The sequence below is a fragment of the Candidatus Flexifilum breve genome, from assembly GCF_016713355.1.
Genome location: NZ_JADJPI010000016.1, coordinates 28,151 through 51,963, shown reverse-complemented (window position 1 = coordinate 51,963; position 23,813 = coordinate 28,151). Strand labels below are relative to the sequence as shown.

Here is a 23,813-nt window from a genome sequence, read left to right as displayed (position 1 = left end):
TCGACGCCATTATAATGATAGCGCAATCTCTGTGCAAGCAAGCGAAATGTTTCGCAATGATCGGGGGACATTTGGGGGATGCCGCGATCATTGCTAGGCAGGGTGTGGCATAGGGTGATCCTCAGCCTCACCCCTACATGTGACCGGGGGTGCTGAGCCTATTTCATAATTAGTGAAAATGCTCAACCTCACTCCTAACCCCTCTCCTCTTTTCGGAGAAGAGTCGGGGGCGCCGAATCAAAAGGACGAGGCGATTGCCTCGTCCGTTCAAGCGCCCGATACCGGGACGACTTACTGGTTCAGCTTATCACTGAGGTTCTGCGCCGCGTCTTCGACTTTGTTCTTGACGTCGTTGACGGTCGCCGACGGTTCTTCGCGCACCACTTCGATCTTCACGCGGGCAATCAACGCGCCGATCACGGCCACACTGGCGATCACCGGGCCGAGCCACAGCAGCAGCGCCGCGCCCACGCCCGCGCCGACGGTCAGGGGGATTTCGATCAGCGTGCGACCTTCCGGATTCCGGATGATCAAACGGCGGACGTTCCCTTCTTCGATGAGTTCCTTGACGCGGTCAACCAACTGGCTGCCAGCAACTTCGAGTTCTTCCGAGAAGTTGCGGTTGTTCGGATCCTGATTGTTCTGCTGCATGTTATTCATATCGGACATGACGACGACACTCCTTCTGATAGGACACTTTCGATTGTTCTATACCCCTATACGGACAGTGGGCGTCAAAGGTTGCACATTTCAAAAAACATTATACACACATTCCCCCGAAAATGCTATTTCGCTGACATTTCAAAGTCCGACTATAATCAAAAGAAAACCCTTCACCTTATAGGGGGAATGAATGACGAAGAAGGTGATCGCGCTGGCTGTCCTGTTTATTCTGCTGTTTGCCGCCTTTTCGACGTTAGTCGTACAGGCGGAATTCGGCACAGGCTGGACGGCCCAATACTTCAATAACGCTAATCTGCAAGGCACGCCCGTCTACACCGAATCGCTGCCAACGGGGATCAATGTCAACTGGGGCGCCGGGAGTCCAAATTCCGCCGTTCCGGTCGACAACTTCTCGGCGCGCTTTACCTCCGTCCAGTTGTTCAATCAGGGCACCTATGAGTTTGTCGTCTCCTCTGACGACGGCGTCCGGGTGCTGATCGACAACGCGCTCGTGTGGGATCGTTTCATCGGGCGCGTTCTCACGACGGATCGTTTCCAGCTCAATATCACGGCGGGGACGCATGCCATCACCGTCGAGTACATGGAACTGGTCGATCAGGCGGCGGTGCAGTTCCAGTACTTCCAGCTCAGCGGCGGGACGACGCTCACACCGGGTGTGGTAACCACGCCGGGGGTCGTCACGACGCCAGCCGCCGGCACCGCGGTCTACACCGGGCCAGCGGCCACGGTGACGGGCGCGCGCGGTCTGGCGCTGCGTACCGGCCCCTACATGGGCGCGTCGTACATCACGGCGATTGTGCCGGGGACGGCCTACCCGATCATCGCGCGCAACCGCGACGAGGGCATTTACAACTGGTATCTGCTGCGCGTGGGCGAACGCACGGGCTGGGCTTCCGGTCGTTTCCTGACGATCTCGGTCGCCATCGACCAGATTCCGGTGCAGGGCAGCGTGTTCGACCAGATCGACGGCGTCTCCGACATTGGCGCGCGGGCGTATCCGCGGGCGGCCATGCGTATTCGCACCCGTCCCAGCACACGTATGCCGGTCATCGGGGAAATCCCGTGGGGCGGCGAAGCGGAGCTGATCGGGCGCACGGTGCAAGCCGGGACGGATCGCTGGTATCAGATTCGCTACAATGGCATCGTCGGCTGGATTGATGCGCGGTGGGTGACGGCGCGCGGTGAAATGTACCAAGTGCCGATTCGCTAATGATCGAACTGCTCGTCCGCGGTCTGACGCTCGGCCTGAACGCTGGTTTATCGCCGGGACCGCTGCAAACCTATGTGATCCAAACATCGCTGCTGCTCGGCTGGCGGCGCAGTTTGATTGTGGCGCTGTCGCCGCTCATCACCGACATCCCGATCATTGTGTTGATCGTGTTTGTGCTGGCGCAGTTTCCGCCCGCGTTCATCCAGATCATTCGGATCGCGGGCGGGGTGTTCCTGCTCTATCTGGCGTGGAACACGTGGAAAGACATCCAGCGGGGTGTGCGCATCGGCGCAGTGCAGGCCGGCAGCGCCCCGACATCACAGCGCACAGTGCTGCTGCGCGCTGTGCAAATGAATTATCTGAGTCCCGGCCCGTACATCTTCTGGGGCACGATCAACGGCCCGCTGTTGATCCAAGGGCTGAACCAATCGCTGCTGCACGGCCTCGGCTTTCTGCTGGGGTTCTACGGCATGTTCCTCAGCCTGATGTGCGGCCTGATACTGCTCACAGATCGGCTGCGGACTCTGAGTGACCGCGCCAACCGGGTGATTCTGGTCGGGCTGGCGCTGGTGTTGGCGGTGTTCGGGTTATCGCTGATCGTTCAAGGGATCACGGCATGACCACTTATGCACAACGGTTGGAATTCGGTCTCGTCAAGTGCGCGCGGCGGTACGCGCCGCGGTTGGCGCCGCCGGAATGGCGGCAGCCCGGGGATTATCGCGCGCCCCTGCCAGAACTGGCGCATCAACTGGCGGGCTACGGCGTGCTGGTGATGGTGGGCAATGTCGCGCCCGGCCTGCAAACGCAGGCCGCTATCCATTTCCGCGACTGGGTCGAGAACTACAAATCCTTGTACTCGCTGCTGGCGTCGGCGCTCTTTCCGACCTTCAAGAATGTGCAGGCGTTCTACGTTGACGAGTTCGGGGTGCCGCCGATTGTCGGTCTGCAAGGCGACGCCATCCCCGTGATCGAGATGTTGGCGGGGTATATCGCCCCGTACAGCGCCGCCAAGCAGGGAAACGCCAGCGAAGTCGAGCTGATCGGACTGCTGGATATTGTCATGGAAGAACTGGAAGCAGGCGATCTGCCGCGCGACACCTACCGCACCATCCGCGATAACTGCGCGGCGCTCGTTCGCACTCTGCTGACGGGCTACATCAAGCAGGTGCCGCTCACGCCGATGCTGCGTCCCCTCTTTTCCGACACCTCGCAGCCCATGCCGCCCGAAGTGCCGGAGCGCCTCGACGTTACCCAAGTGTCGCCGTCGGCCAACACGCAGACCATCTCACCGCCACCGCCCGTCATCCAGCCGCCGACCATGCTGCCCGAAGAGGATCGCATCGATCTCGCGCCGCCGCCCACCCAGGTTCCGGAAGCGCCGCTCTTCAAGCCAGACAGCGTTCCGGTGTTTTTCGACCCCGGTCGACGCGATAAACGCCAACCGCCGCCCCCACCCGTGCCGCGTTTGCCGGAGGAGTAGCGGGTATGGTCGAGCAAGCGAGCGTCCGCGTAACCGAAGCGGAATATCTGGATAAATACGCTGCGGATTTCTATGAGTGGGTCGATGGAGAGCTCATCCCAATGTCGCCTGTGCAGCTTGATCATGATGCGCTCCAGGATTATGTGCGCGACTGGCTCAAACAATATCTCCGCTTACATCCAATCGGTCGGGTGGTCGGCGCCCCTTTCCCGATGCGCTTAGGCCGCAGTTTCCGGGAACCGGATTTGCAGGTCATTCTGCACAGTAATCCGGGGGAGTTGACCAACACGGCTATGTTAGGCGCAGCCGATATCTGCATTGAAATCGTGTCACCCGAAAGTGTCGAACGCGACTATGCCGATAAGCTGAGTGAATATCAGCAGGGCGGCGTGCGCGAATACTGGATCTTTGATCTCAAGCGCAAAGACACGCGGTTTCATCGGCTGAATGAAACAGGCACCTACACCATCATTGAAACGAGCGCGGATGGGGATTACAGCACGCCCCTGCTGCCGCGGTTTAAACTGCCGGTTGCCACTCTGTGGCTGGACGAAAAACCGGATACGTTGGCGATTATCACCGCGCTGCGGTCGCTGTTAGCGGACGAATCAACCTAGTGAACTTAGGAGTCTTCTTGTGAAACGACTGATCCCCCTGATCGGCGCGGTGTGCGCGCTGCTGTTCGGCATCGTGACGGTCACGGCGCAGCAGCAGACGCCCGTACCCACGCTGCCGCTGGCTCCCTCACCGACGCTGGACCCGACGTTCGCGGTGTCGCCCACCCCAACGCTTGATCCCGCGCTGGTGCCTGAGGTAACACAGGAAATGGTTACGCCGACGCTGGTGCCTGCACCCAGTATCAGCGATGCGGAAACGGAGGCGCTGCCCGTACTCCTGCGCGACCGCGTCGACCTCGACTTACTGGCGGAACAAATCTACGGGTTTGCGGAGCGTCCCGCCGGATGGACAGGTGAGATTGACCCGAACAATTCGCAGTTGGCGCTGCTCATCCGCTACGACCTCGAACTGCTGGCGGCGGCGCGTCTCGGCCCGGATGCTCGCCCGGAAGGCTGGTTCGGCGGCGTGGTGAGTGTGCCGCTGGCCTTCGCGCGCGATATTCGGCACGACCTCGAACTGTTGGCAGATCTCGTCATGGGCACGGCGACTATTCGCCCGGCCGGCTGGCAAGGCGACGACCCCCTGATGCGCTGCGACCGCACCACCCAGGCGCTGATTACGGTGCTGAACGCTGAGAACTACGGCTTCAACATCGACTTCGGCCAGTCCGGGCTGTGCGACGCACTGCCGATCCAGATCGCGCAGTTCGTCGAAAGTCAAATCCTGCAGCCGCCACCGCTGCTCACCACCGCCGATGAGCTCAATGACTTCAACTCGCGCCAACCGTTCCGCGCCGAAAACTACTACGTGGTCGCCTTCTACGACCGCAAAGCGCGCAACCGCGCCGGGGTGCTGCCCGAAGGCACGGGCTTCGCGCCTATCTCGCGCAGCGGCGTCGAGTTCTCGAACATGATGCTGATCGAAGGCAACAACTTCCGCATCTTCGTCGACTACCTGACGACCTCTATCACGACCGAACAGTTCTACGCGCTGCCGGAGATGAGTGAAGGCACACAGGTCACACTGTGCAATGCCGACTGGTGTGAGGACTAACCTGCGTCGACTCCCTGCCCTGCCGTGTAGGGCGGGGAGTACTCCCGGTTATCCGCCATCGCCAACACGCGACCAGCGGTTGTCATGCTTGCTGCGACTTCTCAATCCATGCCTGATACTCGGCTTCTGTCACGAGCGCGCCGCCCTGCACTTCGCTGTTGGCGAGCTGCCGATTCTGGTTGAAGTACAAATCCAGCTCTACCTGCTGAAAACACGTCGTGCCGCGCACGTACTTGTGCACCCACAGTTGATCGCCAGAATCGTTCATGCTCAGGTCGTTGTTGCGGTCGATGCGGACGCGCACGACTTCTTCACAGCCGCGCGGGCGCACGTAGAAGTACAGCCCGTTCGGGTCACCACTCGCCTTGGCTCCCCCACTTCCACCACCGCCAAAAATGCGCTTTAGAAACTCCATAACGTCATCCTTTCGTCAAATCGCCCCCTATTGTACTCATCTAAACGAAATTTCAACCGCTTTCACACATAACTCGTACCGCTTGTTCTAGAACATATTTTCGCAACTTTGCTATCATGGATGGTTAGTTTGTTGTTACACATCGGGAGTTCCGGTATGAACCTTACAGCATGGGCGGTTTACGACTACATCAAGGCGTATATCGAGGAGCACACGTTTCCGCCGACGCAGCAGGAAATCGCGGAAGCGTGCATCCTCGCCAAATCGACGGTCAAATACAACCTCGGCAAATTAGAAGATGCGCGGCTGATCCGCTTGGAACCGGGACGCGCGCGCGGCATCACCCTGTTGGAGCAGTGATGCCGCGACCGAGAAAGGGAGACACAGAGCGGACGCGATAAACCGCGTCCCTACGCAAACGAACTCGGTTTGGTGAGCAAGGTGGTCTCCCGTCCCTGAATTTCGCGGCAGGACAGTTTTAATGTTTCGAGACAGATTTCCCCTAAGCGACCACTTGTAGGGACGGTCTTCTGGCCGTCCGCTGACTACGGACGCGCAGAAACGCGTCCCTACAATGGCTCGATTGTGAGAAATGTCCTGTCCTCAATCCCTGAATTTGGGGAGGGACTGGGGATAAGCTCGGAATTTGACCTTCTTCAACACGCTCACACCTCGCCGCGGTCAGCTACTGCGGCGGCAGAATGGTGGGCGGCGCTGGTGGGTCGATGCTCGGTGGCGGGTTCGGGGCAATCGTCGGCGGCGGTGGTGGATCAATGGTCGGCGGGCCGGGTGGGTCGATTGTGGGGGGCGGCGGCGGGTCAATGGTCGGCGGGCCGGGCGGGTTGATTGTAGGGGGCTGTGGTGGGTCGATGCTTGGCGGTGGCGTCGGGTTACGCGGATCGTTCAAGTCGGGGCTGAAAAACATAGACTTGTCTCCAATAAACCAGTCCGCTGATTATCCTGTAATTTGAAACGAAATACAATTACAACCTTACAGTGGGGGAAACAGCGCGCAGGCAAACAAAAACGGGAGATCCAACGATCTCCCGTTTTGAATGTCCGTGAAGGACAGCTTACTGCTGCTGTTCCGGTTCAGCCTGCTGCGGCGGAATTTCGATGGCAATCGCCTGCGTGATGAGCTGGCGCAGCGCCGCTTCCGGCAGCGCGCCGGGCTGGTTGAAGATCATCGTGCGGCTCTTGACGATCATCAGGTTGGGGATGCTCTGAATGCGGAACGCTTGCGACAGACCGGGGTTCGCGTCGACATCAACCTTGGCGATCTTGATCTGACCGGCGAATTCCTTCGCCAGCTTGTCGAGGATCGGGGCGACCATGCGGCACGGGCCGCACCACGCTGCCCAGAAATCCACAATCACGGGGAGATCGCTGTTCAAAACTTCGTCTTCAAAGGTCGTATCGGTCACGTTGACAGGTGCGTCGTACACAACTTTCATTTGATCCGTCACTGGAGTATCCTTTGCCTCTTGGGGCAGTTCGTCTTGCACATCATCCACTACATCAGCGGGCATGGGATTTTCGCCCACCGCTTTTTCGAGCAATTCAATGGCGAGGGGCAAATCTGTCCCCCACGGACGCGGGCGGCGCGCCAGTTCTGCGCCACAGTACCACGCGACCAGCAGCGGTTTCTCGCCCGCGCCGAAGACTTCGGCAGCGCGCGGGTTGCTGCGCGGGTCAAGCTTGGCAAACACGATGTCTTTCTTCTCCGTCGAGGTCTTGTCATAGGCGACACGGAAGTCGCCGCGCAGACCGTCCCCGGTGGTGATCAATACCAGCACGGGCTTCGTGCCATTGAGAATCGTGTCTAAGTTCGCATCCGTCAAAATAATGGGTTCGGGCATTGATAATCCCCCAAAACAGGCTGTGTTCCCCTCTACATACATACAGACGCACCGCCTAACGGTATCTTACGGAAAAGCATATGAGTTCACAGTTGACAGTTTTCAGTGAACAGTTGAAGACATGGGCGTAAGTAGGTTGCCAAAACGGTCTGAGTAGGGGCAGACACAGAGGTCGGCCCGGTTTTGGGCGCACACACAGGTGCGCCCCTACATCCCTTCGTGGATTTGTTTCAAGAACCTATATTAACGTCAGTTAGGGATAAGCTGCTTATCGATTAATCCGCACCTGCGCCCATATTGTGATCACCCGCCAAACCGCTCAGGACGAGGCATGCCTCGTCCCTACACAGACGCACTTATCTGTCTCCCCTCCCCGAATTCGGGGAGGGGCCGGGGGTGGGGTCGGATACACAGGGCAGTCACGCAAAATCATCGCCACTCGGCTGTTTTATCCCTAACTGACGTTATATTAGTCTCTTCGTCAAGAGATGTTAGGGACGCCTCCCTCAATTCATCTCTTGACTGTCAACTGTGAACTGTAGACTGAAAACTACACCTCGAAGTCCTGTGGAGTCGCTGACTGTTTATGCTTGAGCAGCGCCAGTGCGAGGAAAGCAAGCGCCCCGGCCAGCGACCAGATGGGCGCGCGGCGCAGCATGTCGAGGATGAGTCCCGTGGGGTAATCGGGGAACGGATGCGCGTGCATGCCCGTCTTCCAGATCATGAGCAGCGCGGCGATCAACGCCGTGCCCGCGCCCACCCCCGCGCCCACCAGCGCCGCGCCGATCAGCAAGGTGAAACGGGTAACTGTACGACCACCGAAGCGCCCCGTGACGCTCATATAAGCGCTCAACAGCGCTAGGCCAGCGGCGATCAGCACGACGGGCAGCACGTTCGTATCTTCGAGGCTCAACCAGAAGAACACGCCCGCCGCCGCGAGGATCACAATCCAGCGGACGCGCCGATCCCGGGTGGGCAGCGCGTAGACGGGCGTGTCAGGGGTGTGATCGATCACGACAGTGCGGATTGTTTCCGTTTTTCCGGCGCGGGTTCGAAGCGGAAGATGTGCGACTCGTAGGGCTCAAGGTCGATGTACAGGCCTTGTTTCGTCATTTCGCCGCCGTGCCGGTCATATTCCGCGCCGTCGGTCACGTCGAACAGCCGCCACGTCTTGCCGTCCAGCCACTTCCAGTGACCGAGATGCACCCGCCCTTGCGAGCGGTACTGCGTCAGGTTGACGACGATCAGGCGGTAAGCGCCGCTCTCCGGGTTGCGCCAGCCATAACCCAGCATGTTGAAATGCGTGATATTGCCCGCCCACGCTGGATGGATCTCGAACAGATACCACTCCCCCTCTTGGTAGATCGGGTCGCGCGTCTCTTCGAGCAGGCGGCGGTAGTAGGCTTCCAGCTCTTTGACGTGGGCTTCTTCCGGTTGGCGCGTGATCTGTACGGGCAGCTTAACCGTGCGCCCGGTAAACTGACCGTCGTGCAGCAGCGTCGCCCCCGGCAGCGTGCAGATCAGCGTGGCGGCGGGGAAACTGCGCTGCGGTCCCAACCGGGCAAAGGCGCGCGGCTCATCGTGATTCTCGATGAAGCGCATCATGTGCCGCTGATAGTCCAGCCCGGCGACCAGATGCTGGCGCAGTTTCTGCACATCGTTCTCGACGATGCGGTCATACAGGACTTTGTCGTAGGCGAAATCAAAGCCCTGCTGGATCACGTCGTATTCTTTGTTCCAGTAGACTTCTGCCGTGAAAATGAAGTTCGGGTGCAGTTCTTTGACCGCGGGGATGATCTCGCGCCAGAATTCGGTCGGCAGCGCCGCGCCGACATAGCCGCGCCACGTGTTCGCGAAAATGTCGCTGATGAGCAGCATCGCCATGTCGCAGCGCACACCGTCGCACTGGCTGGCGATATCCAGCAAGGTCGAAATCACTTCGCGGCGCAGCGCCGGGTTGAAGATGTTCAACTGCGCGGTATCCGACCAACCGGGGAACAGCGGATCGCGCCCGTGCGCTAACACCTTCTCTTTGCCATCGGGCAGTTTCACCGCGAAGAAGTCGGAGGAGCGATTGCGCAGGTCTTCCGGTTTGCCTTCGACAATATAGCCCGGTTCGTACACCCAACGGTGATCTTTGCCGACGTGATTCGGCACGAAGTCGAGCATCAGCTTGACGCCGCGTTCCTTCAAGCGCTTGCGCAGCGAGGCGAGGCCGCTGCGTCCGCCGATACGCTCATCGACGCGGTAATCCCCAATCGAGTAGGCCGAGCCGATGACATCGTCGTCGGTAATGTCCGGCAGCGCGCCAACGTATTCATGTTTATATTGCAGAGCGTTCTTGCGCCCCCACGGGCTGCGTTTCCACACGCCCATCAACCAGACCATGTCAATGCCGGTGCGCGTCAGTTCGTCTAGGGCAGAATTGGGGACATTACTGAGGGTGATGGGTTTCTTGTACTTGCGACTGAGTGTGTTCAGCCACACCCAGGTGTTGATCTGATAGACGAACAGCTTATCAGCCGCCATGTTCTCGGGAGTCCTCTGAAAAACCGGGAGCGAGTTACCTATGTGTGTAATGATCGTAATTTTAACACCGGAGCGTTTACATGCACCATTAAACAATCTTGATACCATGTTTATTTACAAAGGGGGGCTTGGTCGCCATAATACACATGCAAAATGCTAGGGGTTGCTATGCCTGACGGATATTTTATCACACCAGAAGCCGCGTCACAGGTAGAAATGCTGCCGGGCGTGCATCGGCGCACCATGGGCATCACTGATGAAGTCATGCTTTGCGAATTCTTTCTTGTTCGGGGCGCGGTCGTCCCCGACCACAACCACATGAACGATCAGGTTGGTTACGTGATCTACGGGCGGATGGAACTCACCATCAACGGGGAGACGAGCATCTGTGAAGCGGGCAGCAGTTACGCTGTCCCCGGCGGCGTCCGGCACAGCGCGCGCGCGCTCGTCGACAGTTTGGTGATCGACACATTCTCGCCGCCGCGCAATGATTATCGAACCGAAGCAAAATAACTTACGCTGTGAGCAAATTTCCCATAGAATAGAGGGTATCCTCCACACGGTGGACTCCGTCTCTGCGGAACGAAGGCGTCATTGTAAGTTGTGAGGCTTGTGCTATGGATATCTATCAACCCGAGGAACGGCGGCGTAAAGGCCGGGCACGCGAACGGCACGCGGCGCGGCAGCAGCGCCATGTCACCGCGCCGACGACCACGCCCACTTTCGCCGGCGAGCGCCCGGTCATGTCGCGGTCGCCGCAGGAACCGAGCCGCTCAGCGGAGTGGGTTGGGCGAGCGAATATTTTCGTCCGTGACCTGCTATGGCACACCCGGAACAAGCCGGTCGTGCTGGCGGGGATCTTCGCCGTCATCGCGCTCGCGGGTTTGCTGTGGGTCGGCTCGTTCGTGTTCGGGGGGCGCATTTTCCCGAACGTGTGGGCGCTCGGCCTGAACATCGGCGGTTTGACCGTCGACGAAGCGACCGCCGCGCTGCAGGATTACTGGGCGAACAGCGCAACCATCCGCCTGTACGATCAGGAGCGCATGTGGGAAGCAACGCCCGCCGAGATGGGGCTCTCGCTGGATGCCCGCGCCACCGCGGAAACCGCGCGCAGTATCGGGCTCTCGGGCGTGCCTTTTGGTTACGGCGTGCAGCCCGTCGTCGCGCTCGACGAACTTGCCTCGCAGGATTATTTCCTCGACCTGACCGAATGGTCGAAGATTCTGCCGTATAACGCGGGGTATCGCTGGGAAGGTGAACAGCTCGTCGGCGTGCCGGGCTCCGATGGCCGCTTCCTCAACATCGCCGCGACCATGTCGGCTCTGCGCGAGAATCTGGCCTATGTAGCGGATCAAGCCCGCTTCAGCCTGATCATGGACCCGATGCCGCCAGATGAAATCGATCCGACGCCGTATTTGGAACAAGCGCGCGCCTTCACGCTGCAGCAGTTCATCATGCACGGTTACGACCCGATCCGCGATGAGCAAATCTCGTGGACGACCGACCGCAACACGCTCACCTCGTGGCTGGAAGCGGGCGAAGACGGGTTAACCCTGCGCGAAGGCGAGTTCGCCACCTTTGTCGAGGCGCAGTCCAATACGCTGCGGCAAACCGATGCGCTGCGCTACCTCGAACCCGTCGACACGATGGAGAAAATGCAGGCAGCGATCAGCGAACTTGCCAGCGAAGTGTATCTGCGAATTCGCTATCAATCCGCCGTGTACACGGTCGTTTCCGGCGATACCGGCTATCGCATCGCGGCCAAGAACGGCATCCCCTTCTACCAGCTCCAACTGGCGAATCCGGGACGTGACTGGGAACAGGGTCTGGTCGTCGGCGAAACGATGAACCTACCCTCGCGCGACATCACCATCCCGCTTGACCCGGTGCCGAACAAGCGCATCATCGTCAACATCGACACGCAGTACATGGTCGCCTACGAGAACGGCGAGATTGTCTTCAACTGGGACATCTCGACGGGCATGGATCAAGCGCCGACCGCGCCGGGCATCTTCCAGATTTTGAACCATGATCCCATCGCGGCGGGCGGCAGCTACGAGCTGTGCGGCGCGTACGGCTGCAGTCAGTGGCAGATGTACTGGTTTATGGGCATCTACGAGGTCTTCCCCGGTCTGGTCAACGGCTTCCACGGCGGCGTGCTGCTGCCTAACGGTTCATACCTCGGCGGCGGCAACGTCGGTCGCCCGTATACCTACGGCTGCGTCATGGCGCTCAACGAAAACGCGGAACTGCTCTACAACTGGGCGGAAGACGGCGTGATCGTGGAAATCGTCAGCAGTCAGTTCGACCCGGTCAGCGCGGTCGCGCAGGAAATGGTCGCCGACGGCTGGGGCGTCTGACCCAATTCTCGCTCCCGCTTAATCAACGATGTTTATCAGGACGCCCTCCGGGGCGTCCCTTTGTTTCTCTCCCACAAAACGAGGTAATCCATTATGACCTTCCCCCCTGTGCGCGTGCTGGGCAGCGCCGCGCGTGTACTTGAATCCCAAGAAACCGGGCGCACCTATCAGATCAACGTTGGCCTGCCGCTCGGCTATGACCGCGCGCCGGATGAAGCGTGGCCGTTCGACGCGACGCCCGAGCGCTGGCCGGTCATCTACGTGCTGGATGGCAACTGGTACTTCGGGCTGGTGACGGACACCATTCGGCGGATGGCGTGGTGCGGCGGCACGACCGACGCCATTGTCGTCGGCATCGGCTACCCCGAACCAGACGATCCCATCGACGCCTTCCGCGTCACGTTTACGCGGCGCAACCATGATCTCACTCCCGTGCCCGATCTCGCCATCGATCAGCAGATGGAAGCGCGGCACGGTCTGCCCTGTCCCAGCGGCGACGCCCCGAACTTCCACCGCTTCATCCAGCACGAGCTGATCCCGCTGATTGAGCGCGAGTACCGCGTCGATCCGGCGCGCCGCATCCTGATGGGGCATTCGTATGGCGGCTTGTTCACCACCTACAGCCTCTTCACCGCGCCGACGCTGTTCCAGACTTACATCATCGGCAGCCCGTCGCTCGGCTACGGGGAGCGGTTCGCGTTTCAATACGAAGCGTCCTACGCGCAGGCGCATCAAGAGCTTCGGGCGACGGTTTACTGGTCAGTCGGCGAAGACGAAGAGGACTTGCACTACCGCACGCTGAGTACAACGCTGCAATTCGCCGCCATCGTCGAGAGTCGCCGCTACGCGGGCTTGACGTTCAAGAAGCACATCTTCATGGAGCAGGATCACTGCGCGGTCGCCGGACCGGGGTTTCAGTGGGGATTGAAGCAGGCGCTCAAACGCTGAAAACACTCCATGACGCTTTGCAACACATCGGCGGATGAGATCAAGAGGGTGTCTAAAAAAAGCGCACAGTTATCTTGAGGAAAGCGGTCTTTGTAGGGACAAGGCAGGCCTTGTCCTCTGTATTCTTCTCCAAAGATTAGGACGAGGCATGAGAATGTTTATAAAGCATCCCTGAAAGCCTTTCCCGTCGTCAGCGGACGCAATAAATTGCGTCCCTACGAAAACCCATTGGGCTTGGCGAATGATGTTGGCTCCCCTCCCCGAATTCGGGGAGGGGCCGGGGGTGGGGTCGGCAACGGCGGACGCCCCGTTGGGCGTCCCTACCTAAAACTGCGAGTCGTACAGCATCTGGAGACAACAAAACGCCCGGCATTGAGCCGGGCGTTATTGCATCGTAACTGTGTCTGGAACTACGAGCACACCATCGTGTAGCCAAATGCGCGGATCACATCGTAGACAATCGGAATGCGATTCCACAAGCACGCCTGATCGACCAGCACCAAACCGACCACGCTGGAACAGCAGCAGAAGAGCGACAGCCCCGCGCAGCCGATCAAAATCCAGCGCGTGTTGCTGCGCGGTTCGTCTTCGCGCGCGGCATAGGGATCGTAGTCGCCCTGCTGCGGATACCCCGGCTGCTGCGGCACAGCCGCAGGCTGCTGGGGAGCGCTGTAGGCGGGTGGTGAATAGCTGTAGCTTGGCTGCTGCGGCGCGGCTTGCTGCATGGGGGGCTGCTGCATCATCGGCTGCTGCTGCGGCGCGGGCGATGAATAGACCTGCGCTGCGCCGCGCTGTGCCTGATTCGGCATCGTTCCCTGCACGCCTTCGTCCGGGGCGGCTCCCGCCGCGCCAAACGCTTCGTAGGCCAGCGTCACCGTCTCGCCCAGGCCAATCATATCGCCGGGGCGGAGTGGACGCGCGCCTGTCAGCCGCTGACCATTGACGAACGTGCCATTGGTCGAACCAAGGTCTTCGATCGTGAACCCACCAGCGCCGCGAGTCATCCGCATGTGATGGCGGCTTACTTCCGGGTCGTTGATCACGATGTCATTCGTAATATCGCGTCCAAGCGTCACAATATCCTTGTTCAGGTCGTAACTCTGATTTGGTTGTGGACCCCGCCGGACGACCAGACGGAAGTTTTCGCCGCCTTGGATCATACGATGTCCTCCTCGTGAGGAAGCCTAAATATAAGCTCGATTATAACATAGTGGAAGTATAGGGAGGGAACTTTCCCCTGTCAAATCGCCGCGGGGGAGGCGTAGGGTAACCGCGTGATCTCGCCATTTTGCTGGGTGATCCCAGACCAATCCATGACTTGACATTGGAATCGATTCTGGCATATCCTGTGAACGATTAAAGTTATTTAAATGACGGTTTAGCGTTATGGCTGATGTAGAAATTTAGCCCTAAAAAAGGTTGAAATATCATGGTGGCAAGTCTGCAGATTCCCGTGCGCATTTGGATTGAAAAGCACGATATTGAGAGTAAAAACCCCGACGCCTGTGATGTGATCGTCAAGATGGAAGACGACACGCTGCACACGGCGGTGTTCGTCACGCTGCCCTATCTGGCGCGCCAGATGGACCTGAGCTACGAAGTCGGCAAGGGCATTCCCTATAACCCGCCCGTGCATTACGCCGCGCTCGAAACGCCGCATATCATTGTGCCCAACCTCGACCGCGACACGATTGAAGATACGATTGACAACCTCCTCGCGCTGGACATCTTCGAGAACCTGTTCACGCGCGTTACAGAAGACGACGGCGCGGAAGTTGCTCCGAGCCGGACGGGCAAACTCGCCACGAAGGAAGTTGCCGCGGTCGTCCTCAACGAAGTCCTCATGGTTATGGAAGACACTCCCACTACCGTCGCCTGACGGCGGCGAATAGATTCCTCACCCAACCAACAACTGCACATTTTCCCGGCAGTCGTGCCGGGCTGTTTGACGTCAGCGCGTCGAACCCAAACTCGTAGGGGCAGACCTGTGTGTCTGCCCGACGGGCGAACACCTAGGTTCGCCCCTACGAAACCCGCTTCTGTCGGTTCGGCGTGCTATAATTCCGACCTGCTAAGACTCACATGGAGAGCGTAGATCATGCCTGACTATGTAGGCAGCCAGCTATACAAAATCCGCCACTCGACGGCGCACATCATGGCGCAGGCCGTCCTCGACCGCCTGCCCAACACGAAGATCGCCATCGGCCCGCCCATCGAAGATGGCTTCTATTACGATTTCGAACTGCCCCGTCCGCTGACGGACGAAGACATGCAGTGGATCGAAAACCGCATGAAAGAGATCATGCGCAAGAATGTCGACTTCTCAGTGCGCGAAGTCACGCCGGAAGAAGCGCTCGCGCAGTTCAAGGATCAGCCGTACAAGGTCGAGTTGATCAATGATCTGGTCGCGGGGCGCGTGGACGACAACGGTAACGAAATCGCCGCGCCCGCCGAGAAGATCACGTTCTATACGCAGGATACGTTCACGGATCTGTGCCGCGGCCCGCACGTCGTCAACACGCGCGAAATCAACCCGGAAGCAATCAGTGTGACGTACAAGAAGCCCGCGGGCGCGTATTGGCGCGGCGACGAAAACCGCCAGCAGCTCACGCGCATCTATGGGACGGCGTGGGAATCGCCGGAACAGCTTCAGGACTACCTGTTCCGTTTGGAAGAAGCCAAGCGCCGCGATCACCGCGTCGTCGGCGAAAAGCTCAACCTGTTCACGTTCACGCCGCTGGTCGGCAAGGGGCTGCCGCTGTGGAAGCCGCTCGGCGCGACGCTGCGCGACACGCTCGAACGCTGGCTGCGCGAGACGCAGATCGAAAACGGCTATCTACCCGTGGTGACGCCGCACATCGGTAACCTCAACCTGTACCGCACGTCCGGGCATTATCCCTATTACAAGGACAGCCAGTACGCGCCGATCTCGGTGGATGAGGAAGAATTCCTGCTCAAGCCGATGAACTGCCCGCACCACATCATGATCTACAAGAGCGATATGCACTCGTATCGTGATCTGCCCGTGCGCCTCGCGGAATTCGGCACGGTCTACCGCTACGAGCAGTCGGGCGAGCTGCACGGTTTGACGCGCGTCCGCGGCTTCACGGTCGACGACGCGCACCTGTTCGTCACGCCGGAACAGCTCCTCGCCGAATTCAAGAATGTGGTCAAGCTCATCCAGCACATCTTCAATACGCTCGGCCTGACGGACTTCCGCGCCCGCGTCGGCATTCGCGACCCGAAGAGCGAGAAGTATGTCGGCAGCGACGCGCTGTGGGAGAAAGCCTCCGCCGCCATCATTCAGGCGTGCGATGAACTCGGCCTGCCGTACCATGTCGAAGAGGGCGAAGCGGCGTTCTACGGGCCCAAGCTTGACTTCATCTTCCGCGATGTGCTCAAGCGTGAATGGCAGCTCGGCACGGTGCAGGTCGACTACAACCTGCCGGAACGCTTTGAGCTGGAATACGTGGCGGAAGACGGCACGCGTCAGCGCCCGGTCATGATTCACCGCGCGCCGTTTGGCAGCATGGAACGCTTCATCGGCATCATCATCGAACACTTCGCCGGAGCGTTCCCGACGTGGCTCGCCCCCGTGCAAACGGTGCTGATCCCGATCACGGATCGCAACATCGAATACGCGGAAACGGTCGCCGCCAAGTTGAAGGCCGCCGGCATCCGCTTCGAAATCGACAAAGGCAAGGCGCGCATGGGTGGCAAGATCGCCGCTGCCCGCGAACGCCTGATCCCGTACATGCTCATCATGGGCGACCGCGACGCAGCCGCCGGCACGGTCAGCGTGCGCCTGCGCGACGACCGCGATCTCGGCGCGATGCCACTCGACCAGTTCATCGAACTGATCACGGGGCAGGTCAACTCGATGAGCCTCGACCTCGTCTCCAACTAAAGGCGGAGACGATCTCCAACTTCGGGGCGATCTTTCCCGGATCGCCCCGCTTTCCCCCACTGCTACACGCTGAATACACGATCTCTAGACGCTGCTTCCCTATGCTGTGTATATCCATCAAGCAGCTAAGGAGTGAAGCATGCCGAAGAAACTGTTCTCAATTCCGCTCATCCTCGTCCTCGTGTTCGTGTTAGGACTCGCCGCGGTCAACGCCAGCGTCTACAACGGCACGGTCGTGCTCACCTGCACCGATTGGACGGCTATGAATACCGGGTCGCACATCCTTGACCGCAATAACCTGAGCAGCAATCTGGAAAACTTTCTCATCAACATCTGGGATGGCGCGGGCACGCTCCTCTACTCCCGCGGCTTTACCAATGTACTCGGCACCTATGCAGTTGGTATCGGCTCGGATCCTTATGATGTCGCGCCGCAGTACAACCCGATCCGCTGGCAGTTGAGCAGCGCGGCAGGCAATGGTCTGCCCCTGCAAATCGATTTTGAGGCAACCGGGACCTGTGACGGCCTGCCGACTTACGGCTCGGTCGGAGGGGGTGGTAGTGAACCGCCGACCAGCAGCCCGCAGCCGCCGGCCGTCAGCAGCACGCCCGGCACGGTGATCCCTTCCGGTTCGGTTGTCGGCCTGCTGACTGCGGACACGCTCGCCAGCTACGCCCCCGGCCTCAGCACCGACATCACGCTGCATGCGGGGCAGACCTTCTGGGTCGTCGGCCTCGACACGACGGAGGCGTACTACAAAATCGTGCTGGCGAATGGCTACCTGTGGGTCCCGGCTGCGCTGATGGTCCCGACCCCCGGCGCGCCATGGTATAGCACGCCGCTGCCCACCCGCATCGTCGACTAGACGAGCACTGACCAGCTTGGTCGGCGATCCGCGCGGATCGCCGACCTTTTGCATGGTGGCAACATAGTGAACTAGCGGTCCGTTGGCGCTATCACCGACCGCGAAATACTCGCCGCCAAATCCGGCGCAGTACCCACCAGCGAATGACCTTCAAAATCAACCCGAGCATCGCTATCCTCCTCACGTCTGGCGTTCATTTTATTTGTAATACATGAGCAGCGCGTGAACGTGACAAACCCCGACGGCGGCGTTACAATCCTTACGAACATTGAAAGCAAGGAGCTTATTTCTGTGGCAGACTCTCCCGAAGTGCTGGCGGCTTTGAATCGCCGCAGCCGTACACTCGTTGAAGGCGTTGACCGTTCCGCCGCCCGCGCCATGTTGAAGGCGATCGGCTTGTCGGACGAAGACCTCAAAAAACCCATGATCGGGATTGCGAACACGTGGACGGAAATTGGACCGTGCAATTTCCACCTGCGCCGCCTTTCCGCCAAGATGAAAGAGGGGATTCGCCGCGCCGGGGGAACGCCGCTGGAATTTAATACGGTCAGCATCAGCGACGGCATCACGATGGGCACGGAAGGCATGAAAGCCTCGCTCATCAGCCGCGAAATCATCGCCGACTCCATCGAACTGGTGGCGCGCGGCAATTTCTTCGACGGCATCATCGCGTTGGCCGCCTGCGACAAGACCATGCCCGGCACGATCATGTCGCTCATCCGGCTCGACGTGCCCTCCCTCATGCTGTACGGCGGCTCAATTGCCCCCGGCAATTACCGCGGCAAGGATATCACCGTGCAGGAAGTCTTCGAGGCCATGGGCGCGTATGCCGCTGGTCGCATCACGTTGGACGAGCTGCATGAAATTGAAGGCGTAGCCTGCCCCGGTCCCGGCGCCTGCGGTGGCCAGTTCACGGCGAACACGATGGGCATGGTCGGCGAAATTCTGGGCATCTCCCCGATGGGCATGGCGGATATCCCGGCAATGGCGACGGAAAAAGACGATGTCTCGCTGCTGGCCGGGCAGTTGATGATTCAATTGATTGAACAGGACCTGCGCCCGAGCAAGATCGTCACGCGCCAAGCGCTCGAAAATGCGATTGCGGCGGTCGCGGCGAGCGGCGGCAGCACCAATGGCGTGCTGCATACGCTGGCCTTCGCCCGCGAAGCGGGCATCGAATTCACGATTGACGACATCGAAGCGATCAGCAAGCGCACCCCGCTGATCTGCGACCTCAAGCCCACGGGCAAGTATGTCGCCACCGATATGTACCGCGCGGGCGGCGTGCGTCTACTGGCGCAGCGTCTGGTCGAAGGCGGCTACGTCGACGGCAGCGCGCTAACGGTGACGGGCAAGACACTCGCTCAGGAAGCGGCAACCGCGGTCGAAACGCCCGGTCAGGACGTGATTCGTACGTGGGATAATGCGATCTACGAAAACGGTGGGCTGCACATCCTCAAGGGCAATCTCGCGCCGAACGGCAGCGTGATCAAGCTCAAGGGGACGGAACCGCGCACTTTCCGCGGCGTCGCCCGGGTCTTCAACACCGAAGAAGAGGCGTTCCAGGCCGTGCAGAACCGCCAGATCAACGCGGGTGACGTGGTCGTGATCCGCTATGAAGGCCCGGTCGGCGGCCCCGGCATGCGCGAAATGCTGCAAGTAACCGCGGCGATTGTCGGTCAGGGGTTAGGCGCGGATGTGGTACTGATCACGGATGGTCGTTTCTCCGGTGCTACGCGTGGGCTGTGCATCGGGCACATCGCGCCCGAAGCCGCGGTCGGCGGACCGATTGGCCTGCTGCACGAAGGCGATATCATCACCGTGGATATCGACGCCCGGTCGATCAATATGGAAGTGAGCGCTGAAGAGCTGACCGCCCGGCGTGCTGCCTGGGTCGCGCCGAAGCCGCATTACATCAGCGGCGTCATGGCGAAGTATGCGCGCCTCACCGCGCAGGCCGATGACGGCGCAGTGACCAATTCGGCCTCCGGTCTGGTGCGTTAAGCGTCGACAAAACCACTCGATGCTACGATAATAGACAATAGATTGGGAGCGTTCCCAGTCTATTGTCTATTTTTGTCTCATCGAGGATTTCGTCATGCCCTTCTCCGTCGAACGTCTCACCGATGCCCCGATCATTCTGGTCACCCTCACCGGATCCGTTGATGCTGATACGATTGCCCAAGCCGATCTGCAGGTCATTCGCTTGCTCGGCGAATACCCGGTCAACACCGCGCTGATCTTCGACACCACGCAGGCCACGAGCAGCTTCAAACAAATCCTGGAAATTCTGCAATCGACAAGCCGCCGGAACGCGCGCAATACCGCCAAAATGCCCTTTGTGGTGCTGCCCGCGTTTGTCGGCACGGACCTGATGGTGAAGCTGTACGTCGATGCGGCGCGGCAGCAGCAGTTCGGTGGGCAGCAGCTGCCGCTGTTTACTTCGCGCGCAGACGGAATCGCGGCCATGACAGTCGCCGTCGCCAATCTCAGCGAACACCAGCCCAACACTTAACCGTTTGGCGCTACAAACCAAAACTACATATGCCCGGCGTTGACCTGGCGGATCACCCAAGGTGCACTTGTGCTATGCTGCTCAGGTAAGCGATCTGCCCGCGCAAAAGGGAGTCGAGATGGCGCACCTCACCAAGGACAAAGGCGATCTGGCGGTCGCCAAAGCGATTGCGCATTTGTTGGCGCATGGCATCCATGTGTGTCTGCCCCTTTCAGAACATCTCCCGTTCGACCTGATCGCGGTCATGCCCGACATGGTCACGCTCAAACGCGTGCAGGTGAAATACCGGACGTTAGAGAACGGCTTTGTACCGTTCAGTTTCCGTTCCAATTACTACAACTCCAAACGCATCTATACGGTCAAAGTTGACCTAAGCCAATTGGATGCCTATGCAACTTTCTGTCCCGAAACTGACACGGTTTACTACTTGCGCGTCGACGAAATCCCCACCGATGCCGTGGCACTGCGCATGCGCGTCACACCGCCAAAGAATGGGCAAAAGAAAGGGATCTGGCTAGCCCAGAATTACCTTGATCCATATCGCATAGCGAACAGCGCATACAAAATAGAATGCTCGCCTCGCAGCCTTACCGAACCAATCCAATTGGCCATCGCCCATGTTGAGATTGATCTGCTCCAGCAAGGTTGGTACACGTGCAGTCCGCAGCGCTGGGCGGCCCCATTTGACCTGATCGCGGTCTCAGCCGATATGCAGCGTCTGCTGCGCGTGCGCGTAGGATTTAGGCAGGCAAACGCCACGATCTTTACGGATGTTTATGCGCTCTACCAGCCTGACGACCATTCGGTGCGCTACCTCAGCGCCGAGCATGTGCCAACGGCCAATCAGTACGTGGGAGGAGAGGCGCACCCAGCCATGAGCCCCCTATTAGAAGTGGCACTTGCGGGTTGAAAAAGTGCTAGGCTCTGCTACAATGATCTGTGTTGGCCCTGTAGCTCAATGGCAGAGCAGCGCCCTTTTAAGGCGAGTGTTGAGGGTTCGAGTCCCCCCAGGGTCACAGCAAATCGGCGGCATACCAGCCCGCCGATTTTTGTTTTCTCCGTCAGCAACCTCACAAATTGTCAACCTCAGTCAGGGGCTGGTGAACTTCACGATCACGGTGTACTGTTCTGCGCCAACCTCTCCGGCGACGAACTGCGTCCCGGCGCACAACCACGCATGCGCGAAGAGATCTTTCCCGGCGCTCTCTGCCGTGCGGACGCCTAGGTACAGCGTGTTAGGAATGCCGCGCCGATTCAGCATCCACTTGGCGGCGAGCGCGTCCATCAGGCAGGTTGACGTCCACGGAAGCTGACTAGCGACGGCGGCGATGCTCCCGGCGATCAGCGTAAGCGTTTGTGTCTGTTCGCTCGCGGACGACTCCGCTCTACGATCACCTAAGCGGCGCGACCACCATGTGAACGGCACACCGCGCACCAGCACCCACGCCGCCACCAGATTGAGGGCGGTCTCAGCCAGCAAGCGCCGTTCAGCGGGTGAGCGGGCTTGAACAGCGAGGACGATGTGGCGGAAATCCATCGATCTACACCGGGGTGTCCGCGCGGTAGTACTGCGACTGCGTGTTGAACAACGTCGCGTACAGCCCGCCCTGCGCCATGAGTTCGTCGTGCGTGCCACTTTCGACAATGTGCTGCTGATCGAGCACATAGATGCGCTGCGCCAACCGAATAGTCGAGAGGCGGTGGCTGATGAGGATCGCGCAGCGGTCAGCGACGACCTGCCGGAAGCGTTCGAACACCTCGTGTTCAGAAAGCACATCGAGCGAACTAGTCGGCTCATCGAGCACCACGATTTGCGCCCGGCGTAAAAACGCCCGCGCGAGCGCGATCTTCTGCCACTGCCCGATGCTCAATTCCTGCCCGCCGAACCAGTTACCTAAGCGCGAGTCATAACCGTCCGGCAGCGCCGTGATCACCTCGTGCGCGCCGGATGCTTGCGCCGCCCGCTCAATGGCTGCGCGCTCCTGTGTCACATCACCCAAGCCGATGTTCTCCCACGCGCTGAGCTGATACTCGTTATAGTCCTGAAACAGCACGCTGATCTGTGCGCGCAGATCAGCCACGTTGAAATCACGCAGATCGATGCCGTCGATGGTGATGCGTCCCGCGGTCGGATCATACAGGCGGCACAGCAGCTTGATCAGCGTGGACTTGCCCGCGCCATTCGCGCCGACCAGCGCGATGACCTCGCCGGGCTGGATCATCAGGTTGACGCCAGTGAGGACGGGCGTCGTCCCACGCGCATACTGAAAGCTGACGTCTTCAAAGCGAATGCCCGTCCGCAAAGGTTGGGGTATAGGTTGCGGTTGCAGCGGCGGCTTGACCAACGGCTCCAGCCCGAGGAATTCGTAGAAGTCGCGTAAGAACACGCTGCTTTCGTACAACCCGGCGAGACTGCTCAACAGCGATTGCAGCGTCCCCTGTGCCCGCTGAAAGCCCTGAAACATGATCACCAGACCGCCGAGCGTGATCGCCCCGGTCAGCGCGTAGCCGACCGTGAGCAGAAACGCGCCGAACAGCGCGATCACGCCCAGCCCCTGCGTCCCCAATTCAAAGATGGTGCGCCGCCACATGATCGCCATACGTCCCGAACGCAGCCGCGCGTAGAGCGTATCGAAGCGCTGGGCGAACAACGCGCCGAGATTGAACAGGCGAATTTCTTTGGCATGATATTCTGCCGTGAGCAGATAGTTGTAGTAGCCTTGCTCGCGTTCAATCGCCGAGGTCTGCATGTACCAGTCCATGAGCACCTGCGTGAAGCGCAAACGCACCAGCACGACCGGGAACGCGCTGGCGAACAGAATGAGCGGCGTCAGTGCGTTGAGCGACACCAGTACGCCGATCACGCCGACGAGCGTGAACGTATCGCGGAGGATGGCCGTCAAATCACTGATGATCGCGGTCGGGCGATAGCTCGCTTCACCCTGCGCGCGGTGCAAGCGGTCGTAGTAAGCCGACTGCTCGTAGTATTCGAGATCGACGGCAATCGACTTGGAATGGATCAGGCGGGCGACATGTTCGTTGACCGCGAGCGTTTGACCTTCATGTACCACGCCGCTGATCACGCTCAGTGCCATATCGATGAAAGCCACGATCCCGGCGAGGACGACGATCCCGATGATATCATTGACCGTGCGCCCCTGCAGGATAACCGCCGTGACCTGATCGAGCATTGCGCCAATCAAATACAGCAGCGCGACCGGGGTCAGCCCTTGCAGCAGCGTGAGCACGATCGCCGCGCTCGTCCAGCCACGGCTGCTCGTCCAGGTCAGGCCGAGCGCACGCCACAGGCTCGTCACGCTGCGGGCAGCGCGCTGCCACAACAACGCAAAAACCGACACCTTACCTCCGA

General features: G+C 59.8%; 24 protein-coding genes and 1 tRNA gene. 16 read left to right on the top strand and 9 right to left on the bottom strand.

All coding sequences use genetic code 11. The features are described 5' to 3' along the window. Positions 1-291 precede the first annotated feature (291 nt). The gene (locus IPK17_RS15660) at positions 292-669 is read right to left on the bottom strand and encodes a DUF4342 domain-containing protein (RefSeq protein ID WP_343418629.1); all 378 of its coding nucleotides are present in this window, start codon (positions 667-669) and stop codon (positions 292-294) included. 184 nt (positions 670-853) lie between these two features. Between IPK17_RS15660 and IPK17_RS15655 the strand changes: the two genes are divergently transcribed. The 5 genes from IPK17_RS15655 to IPK17_RS15635 are packed head-to-tail and all read left to right on the top strand — an operon-like array spanning position 854 to position 5,045. Next, on the top strand, positions 854-1,894 hold the full coding sequence (locus IPK17_RS15655) for an SH3 domain-containing protein (protein WP_343418628.1): 1,041 nt from the start codon (positions 854-856) through the stop codon (positions 1,892-1,894). Continuing rightward, positions 1,894-2,514 (top strand): LysE family translocator, encoded by a 621-nt coding sequence (locus IPK17_RS15650; protein WP_343418627.1) that lies wholly within the window; start codon positions 1,894-1,896, stop codon positions 2,512-2,514. Before IPK17_RS15655 ends, IPK17_RS15650 begins: the two co-directional genes overlap by 1 nt. Then, positions 2,511-3,374, top strand: coding sequence for a hypothetical protein (locus IPK17_RS15645; RefSeq protein ID WP_343418626.1), 864 nt, complete (start codon positions 2,511-2,513; stop codon positions 3,372-3,374). Before IPK17_RS15650 ends, IPK17_RS15645 begins: the two co-directional genes overlap by 4 nt. Before the next feature lie 5 nt (positions 3,375-3,379). Further along, a complete protein-coding gene (locus tag IPK17_RS15640) occupies positions 3,380-3,991 on the top strand; it encodes a Uma2 family endonuclease (protein ID WP_343418625.1) in 612 nt (203 codons plus the stop codon). A 19-nt stretch (positions 3,992-4,010) separates the two neighbouring features. After that, positions 4,011-5,045 (top strand): hypothetical protein, encoded by a 1,035-nt coding sequence (locus IPK17_RS15635; RefSeq protein WP_343418624.1) that lies wholly within the window; start codon positions 4,011-4,013, stop codon positions 5,043-5,045. 82 nt (positions 5,046-5,127) lie between these two features. Here the strand turns inward: IPK17_RS15635 and IPK17_RS15630 are convergent, their stop codons facing one another. Next, positions 5,128-5,460: a hypothetical protein gene (locus IPK17_RS15630; RefSeq protein WP_343418623.1), complete on the bottom strand. Its 333-nt coding sequence runs from the start codon at positions 5,458-5,460 to the stop codon at positions 5,128-5,130. Between the two features lie 156 nt (positions 5,461-5,616). Here IPK17_RS15630 and IPK17_RS15625 point away from each other — a divergent pair, with 156 nt between their 5' ends. Beyond that, positions 5,617-5,820, top strand: a complete 204-nt coding sequence (locus tag IPK17_RS15625) for a LexA family protein (protein WP_343418622.1) — start codon at positions 5,617-5,619, stop codon at positions 5,818-5,820. Positions 5,821-6,145: 325 nt separating this feature from the next. Here IPK17_RS15625 and IPK17_RS15620 read toward each other — a convergent pair whose 3' ends face one another. From IPK17_RS15620 to IPK17_RS15605, 4 genes are all read right to left on the bottom strand, one after another. After that, the gene (locus IPK17_RS15620) at positions 6,146-6,385 is read right to left on the bottom strand and encodes a hypothetical protein (RefSeq protein WP_343418621.1); all 240 of its coding nucleotides are present in this window, start codon (positions 6,383-6,385) and stop codon (positions 6,146-6,148) included. Between the two features lie 148 nt (positions 6,386-6,533). Further along, a complete protein-coding gene (trxA, locus tag IPK17_RS15615; protein ID WP_343418700.1) occupies positions 6,534-6,914 on the bottom strand; it encodes a thioredoxin in 381 nt (126 codons plus the stop codon). Between the two features lie 955 nt (positions 6,915-7,869). Next, positions 7,870-8,334 carry a hypothetical protein gene (locus IPK17_RS15610; RefSeq protein ID WP_343418620.1) on the bottom strand — a complete coding sequence of 155 codons (465 nt, stop codon included), beginning with the start codon at positions 8,332-8,334 and terminating at the stop codon, positions 7,870-7,872. Continuing rightward, positions 8,331-9,848: an alpha-amylase family glycosyl hydrolase gene (locus IPK17_RS15605; protein WP_343418619.1), complete on the bottom strand. Its 1,518-nt coding sequence runs from the start codon at positions 9,846-9,848 to the stop codon at positions 8,331-8,333. The genes IPK17_RS15610 and IPK17_RS15605 overlap by 4 nt, the downstream gene beginning before the upstream one ends. Before the next feature lie 168 nt (positions 9,849-10,016). Here IPK17_RS15605 and IPK17_RS15600 point away from each other — a divergent pair, with 168 nt between their 5' ends. The 3 genes from IPK17_RS15600 (at position 10,017) to IPK17_RS15590 (ending at position 13,156) form a co-directional block, all read left to right on the top strand. Next, the gene (locus tag IPK17_RS15600) at positions 10,017-10,361 is read left to right on the top strand and encodes a cupin domain-containing protein (protein ID WP_343418618.1); all 345 of its coding nucleotides are present in this window, start codon (positions 10,017-10,019) and stop codon (positions 10,359-10,361) included. 104 nt (positions 10,362-10,465) lie between these two features. Beyond that, a complete protein-coding gene (locus tag IPK17_RS15595) occupies positions 10,466-12,208 on the top strand; it encodes a L,D-transpeptidase family protein (RefSeq protein ID WP_343418617.1) in 1,743 nt (580 codons plus the stop codon). 93 nt (positions 12,209-12,301) lie between these two features. Beyond that, the gene (locus IPK17_RS15590) at positions 12,302-13,156 is read left to right on the top strand and encodes an alpha/beta hydrolase (RefSeq protein WP_343418616.1); all 855 of its coding nucleotides are present in this window, start codon (positions 12,302-12,304) and stop codon (positions 13,154-13,156) included. Between the two features lie 410 nt (positions 13,157-13,566). Here IPK17_RS15590 and IPK17_RS15585 read toward each other — a convergent pair whose 3' ends face one another. Beyond that, complete coding sequence (locus tag IPK17_RS15585) at positions 13,567-14,316, bottom strand: FHA domain-containing protein (protein ID WP_343418615.1); 750 nt, start codon at positions 14,314-14,316, stop codon at positions 13,567-13,569. A gap of 269 nt (positions 14,317-14,585) precedes the next feature. Between IPK17_RS15585 and IPK17_RS15580 the strand changes: the two genes are divergently transcribed. The 7 genes from IPK17_RS15580 (at position 14,586) to IPK17_RS15550 (ending at position 21,459) form a co-directional block, all read left to right on the top strand. After that, on the top strand, positions 14,586-15,035 hold the full coding sequence (locus IPK17_RS15580) for a hypothetical protein (RefSeq protein WP_343418614.1): 450 nt from the start codon (positions 14,586-14,588) through the stop codon (positions 15,033-15,035). Positions 15,036-15,254: 219 nt separating this feature from the next. Further along, the gene (thrS, locus tag IPK17_RS15575; RefSeq protein ID WP_343418613.1) at positions 15,255-17,063 is read left to right on the top strand and encodes a threonine--tRNA ligase; all 1,809 of its coding nucleotides are present in this window, start codon (positions 15,255-15,257) and stop codon (positions 17,061-17,063) included. A gap of 139 nt (positions 17,064-17,202) precedes the next feature. Beyond that, a complete protein-coding gene (locus tag IPK17_RS15570) occupies positions 17,203-17,928 on the top strand; it encodes a hypothetical protein (protein ID WP_343418612.1) in 726 nt (241 codons plus the stop codon). A gap of 309 nt (positions 17,929-18,237) precedes the next feature. Next, positions 18,238-19,932 (top strand): dihydroxy-acid dehydratase, encoded by a 1,695-nt coding sequence (gene ilvD, locus IPK17_RS15565; RefSeq protein WP_343418699.1) that lies wholly within the window; start codon positions 18,238-18,240, stop codon positions 19,930-19,932. Between the two features lie 94 nt (positions 19,933-20,026). Then, positions 20,027-20,443, top strand: coding sequence for a hypothetical protein (locus IPK17_RS15560; protein WP_343418611.1), 417 nt, complete (start codon positions 20,027-20,029; stop codon positions 20,441-20,443). Positions 20,444-20,561: 118 nt separating this feature from the next. After that, on the top strand, positions 20,562-21,353 hold the full coding sequence (locus IPK17_RS15555; protein WP_343418610.1) for a group I intron-associated PD-(D/E)XK endonuclease: 792 nt from the start codon (positions 20,562-20,564) through the stop codon (positions 21,351-21,353). Positions 21,354-21,387: 34 nt separating this feature from the next. Beyond that, a tRNA-Lys gene (locus IPK17_RS15550) sits at positions 21,388-21,459 on the top strand. 74 nt (positions 21,460-21,533) lie between these two features. Here the strand turns inward: IPK17_RS15550 and IPK17_RS15545 are convergent. Then, entirely contained in the window at positions 21,534-21,980 is a 447-nt protein-coding gene (locus IPK17_RS15545) for a lasso peptide biosynthesis B2 protein (protein ID WP_343418609.1), read from the bottom strand. 4 nt (positions 21,981-21,984) lie between these two features. Next, the gene (locus tag IPK17_RS15540; protein WP_343418608.1) at positions 21,985-23,802 is read right to left on the bottom strand and encodes an ABC transporter ATP-binding protein; all 1,818 of its coding nucleotides are present in this window, start codon (positions 23,800-23,802) and stop codon (positions 21,985-21,987) included. Positions 23,803-23,813: the final 11 nt, after the last annotated feature.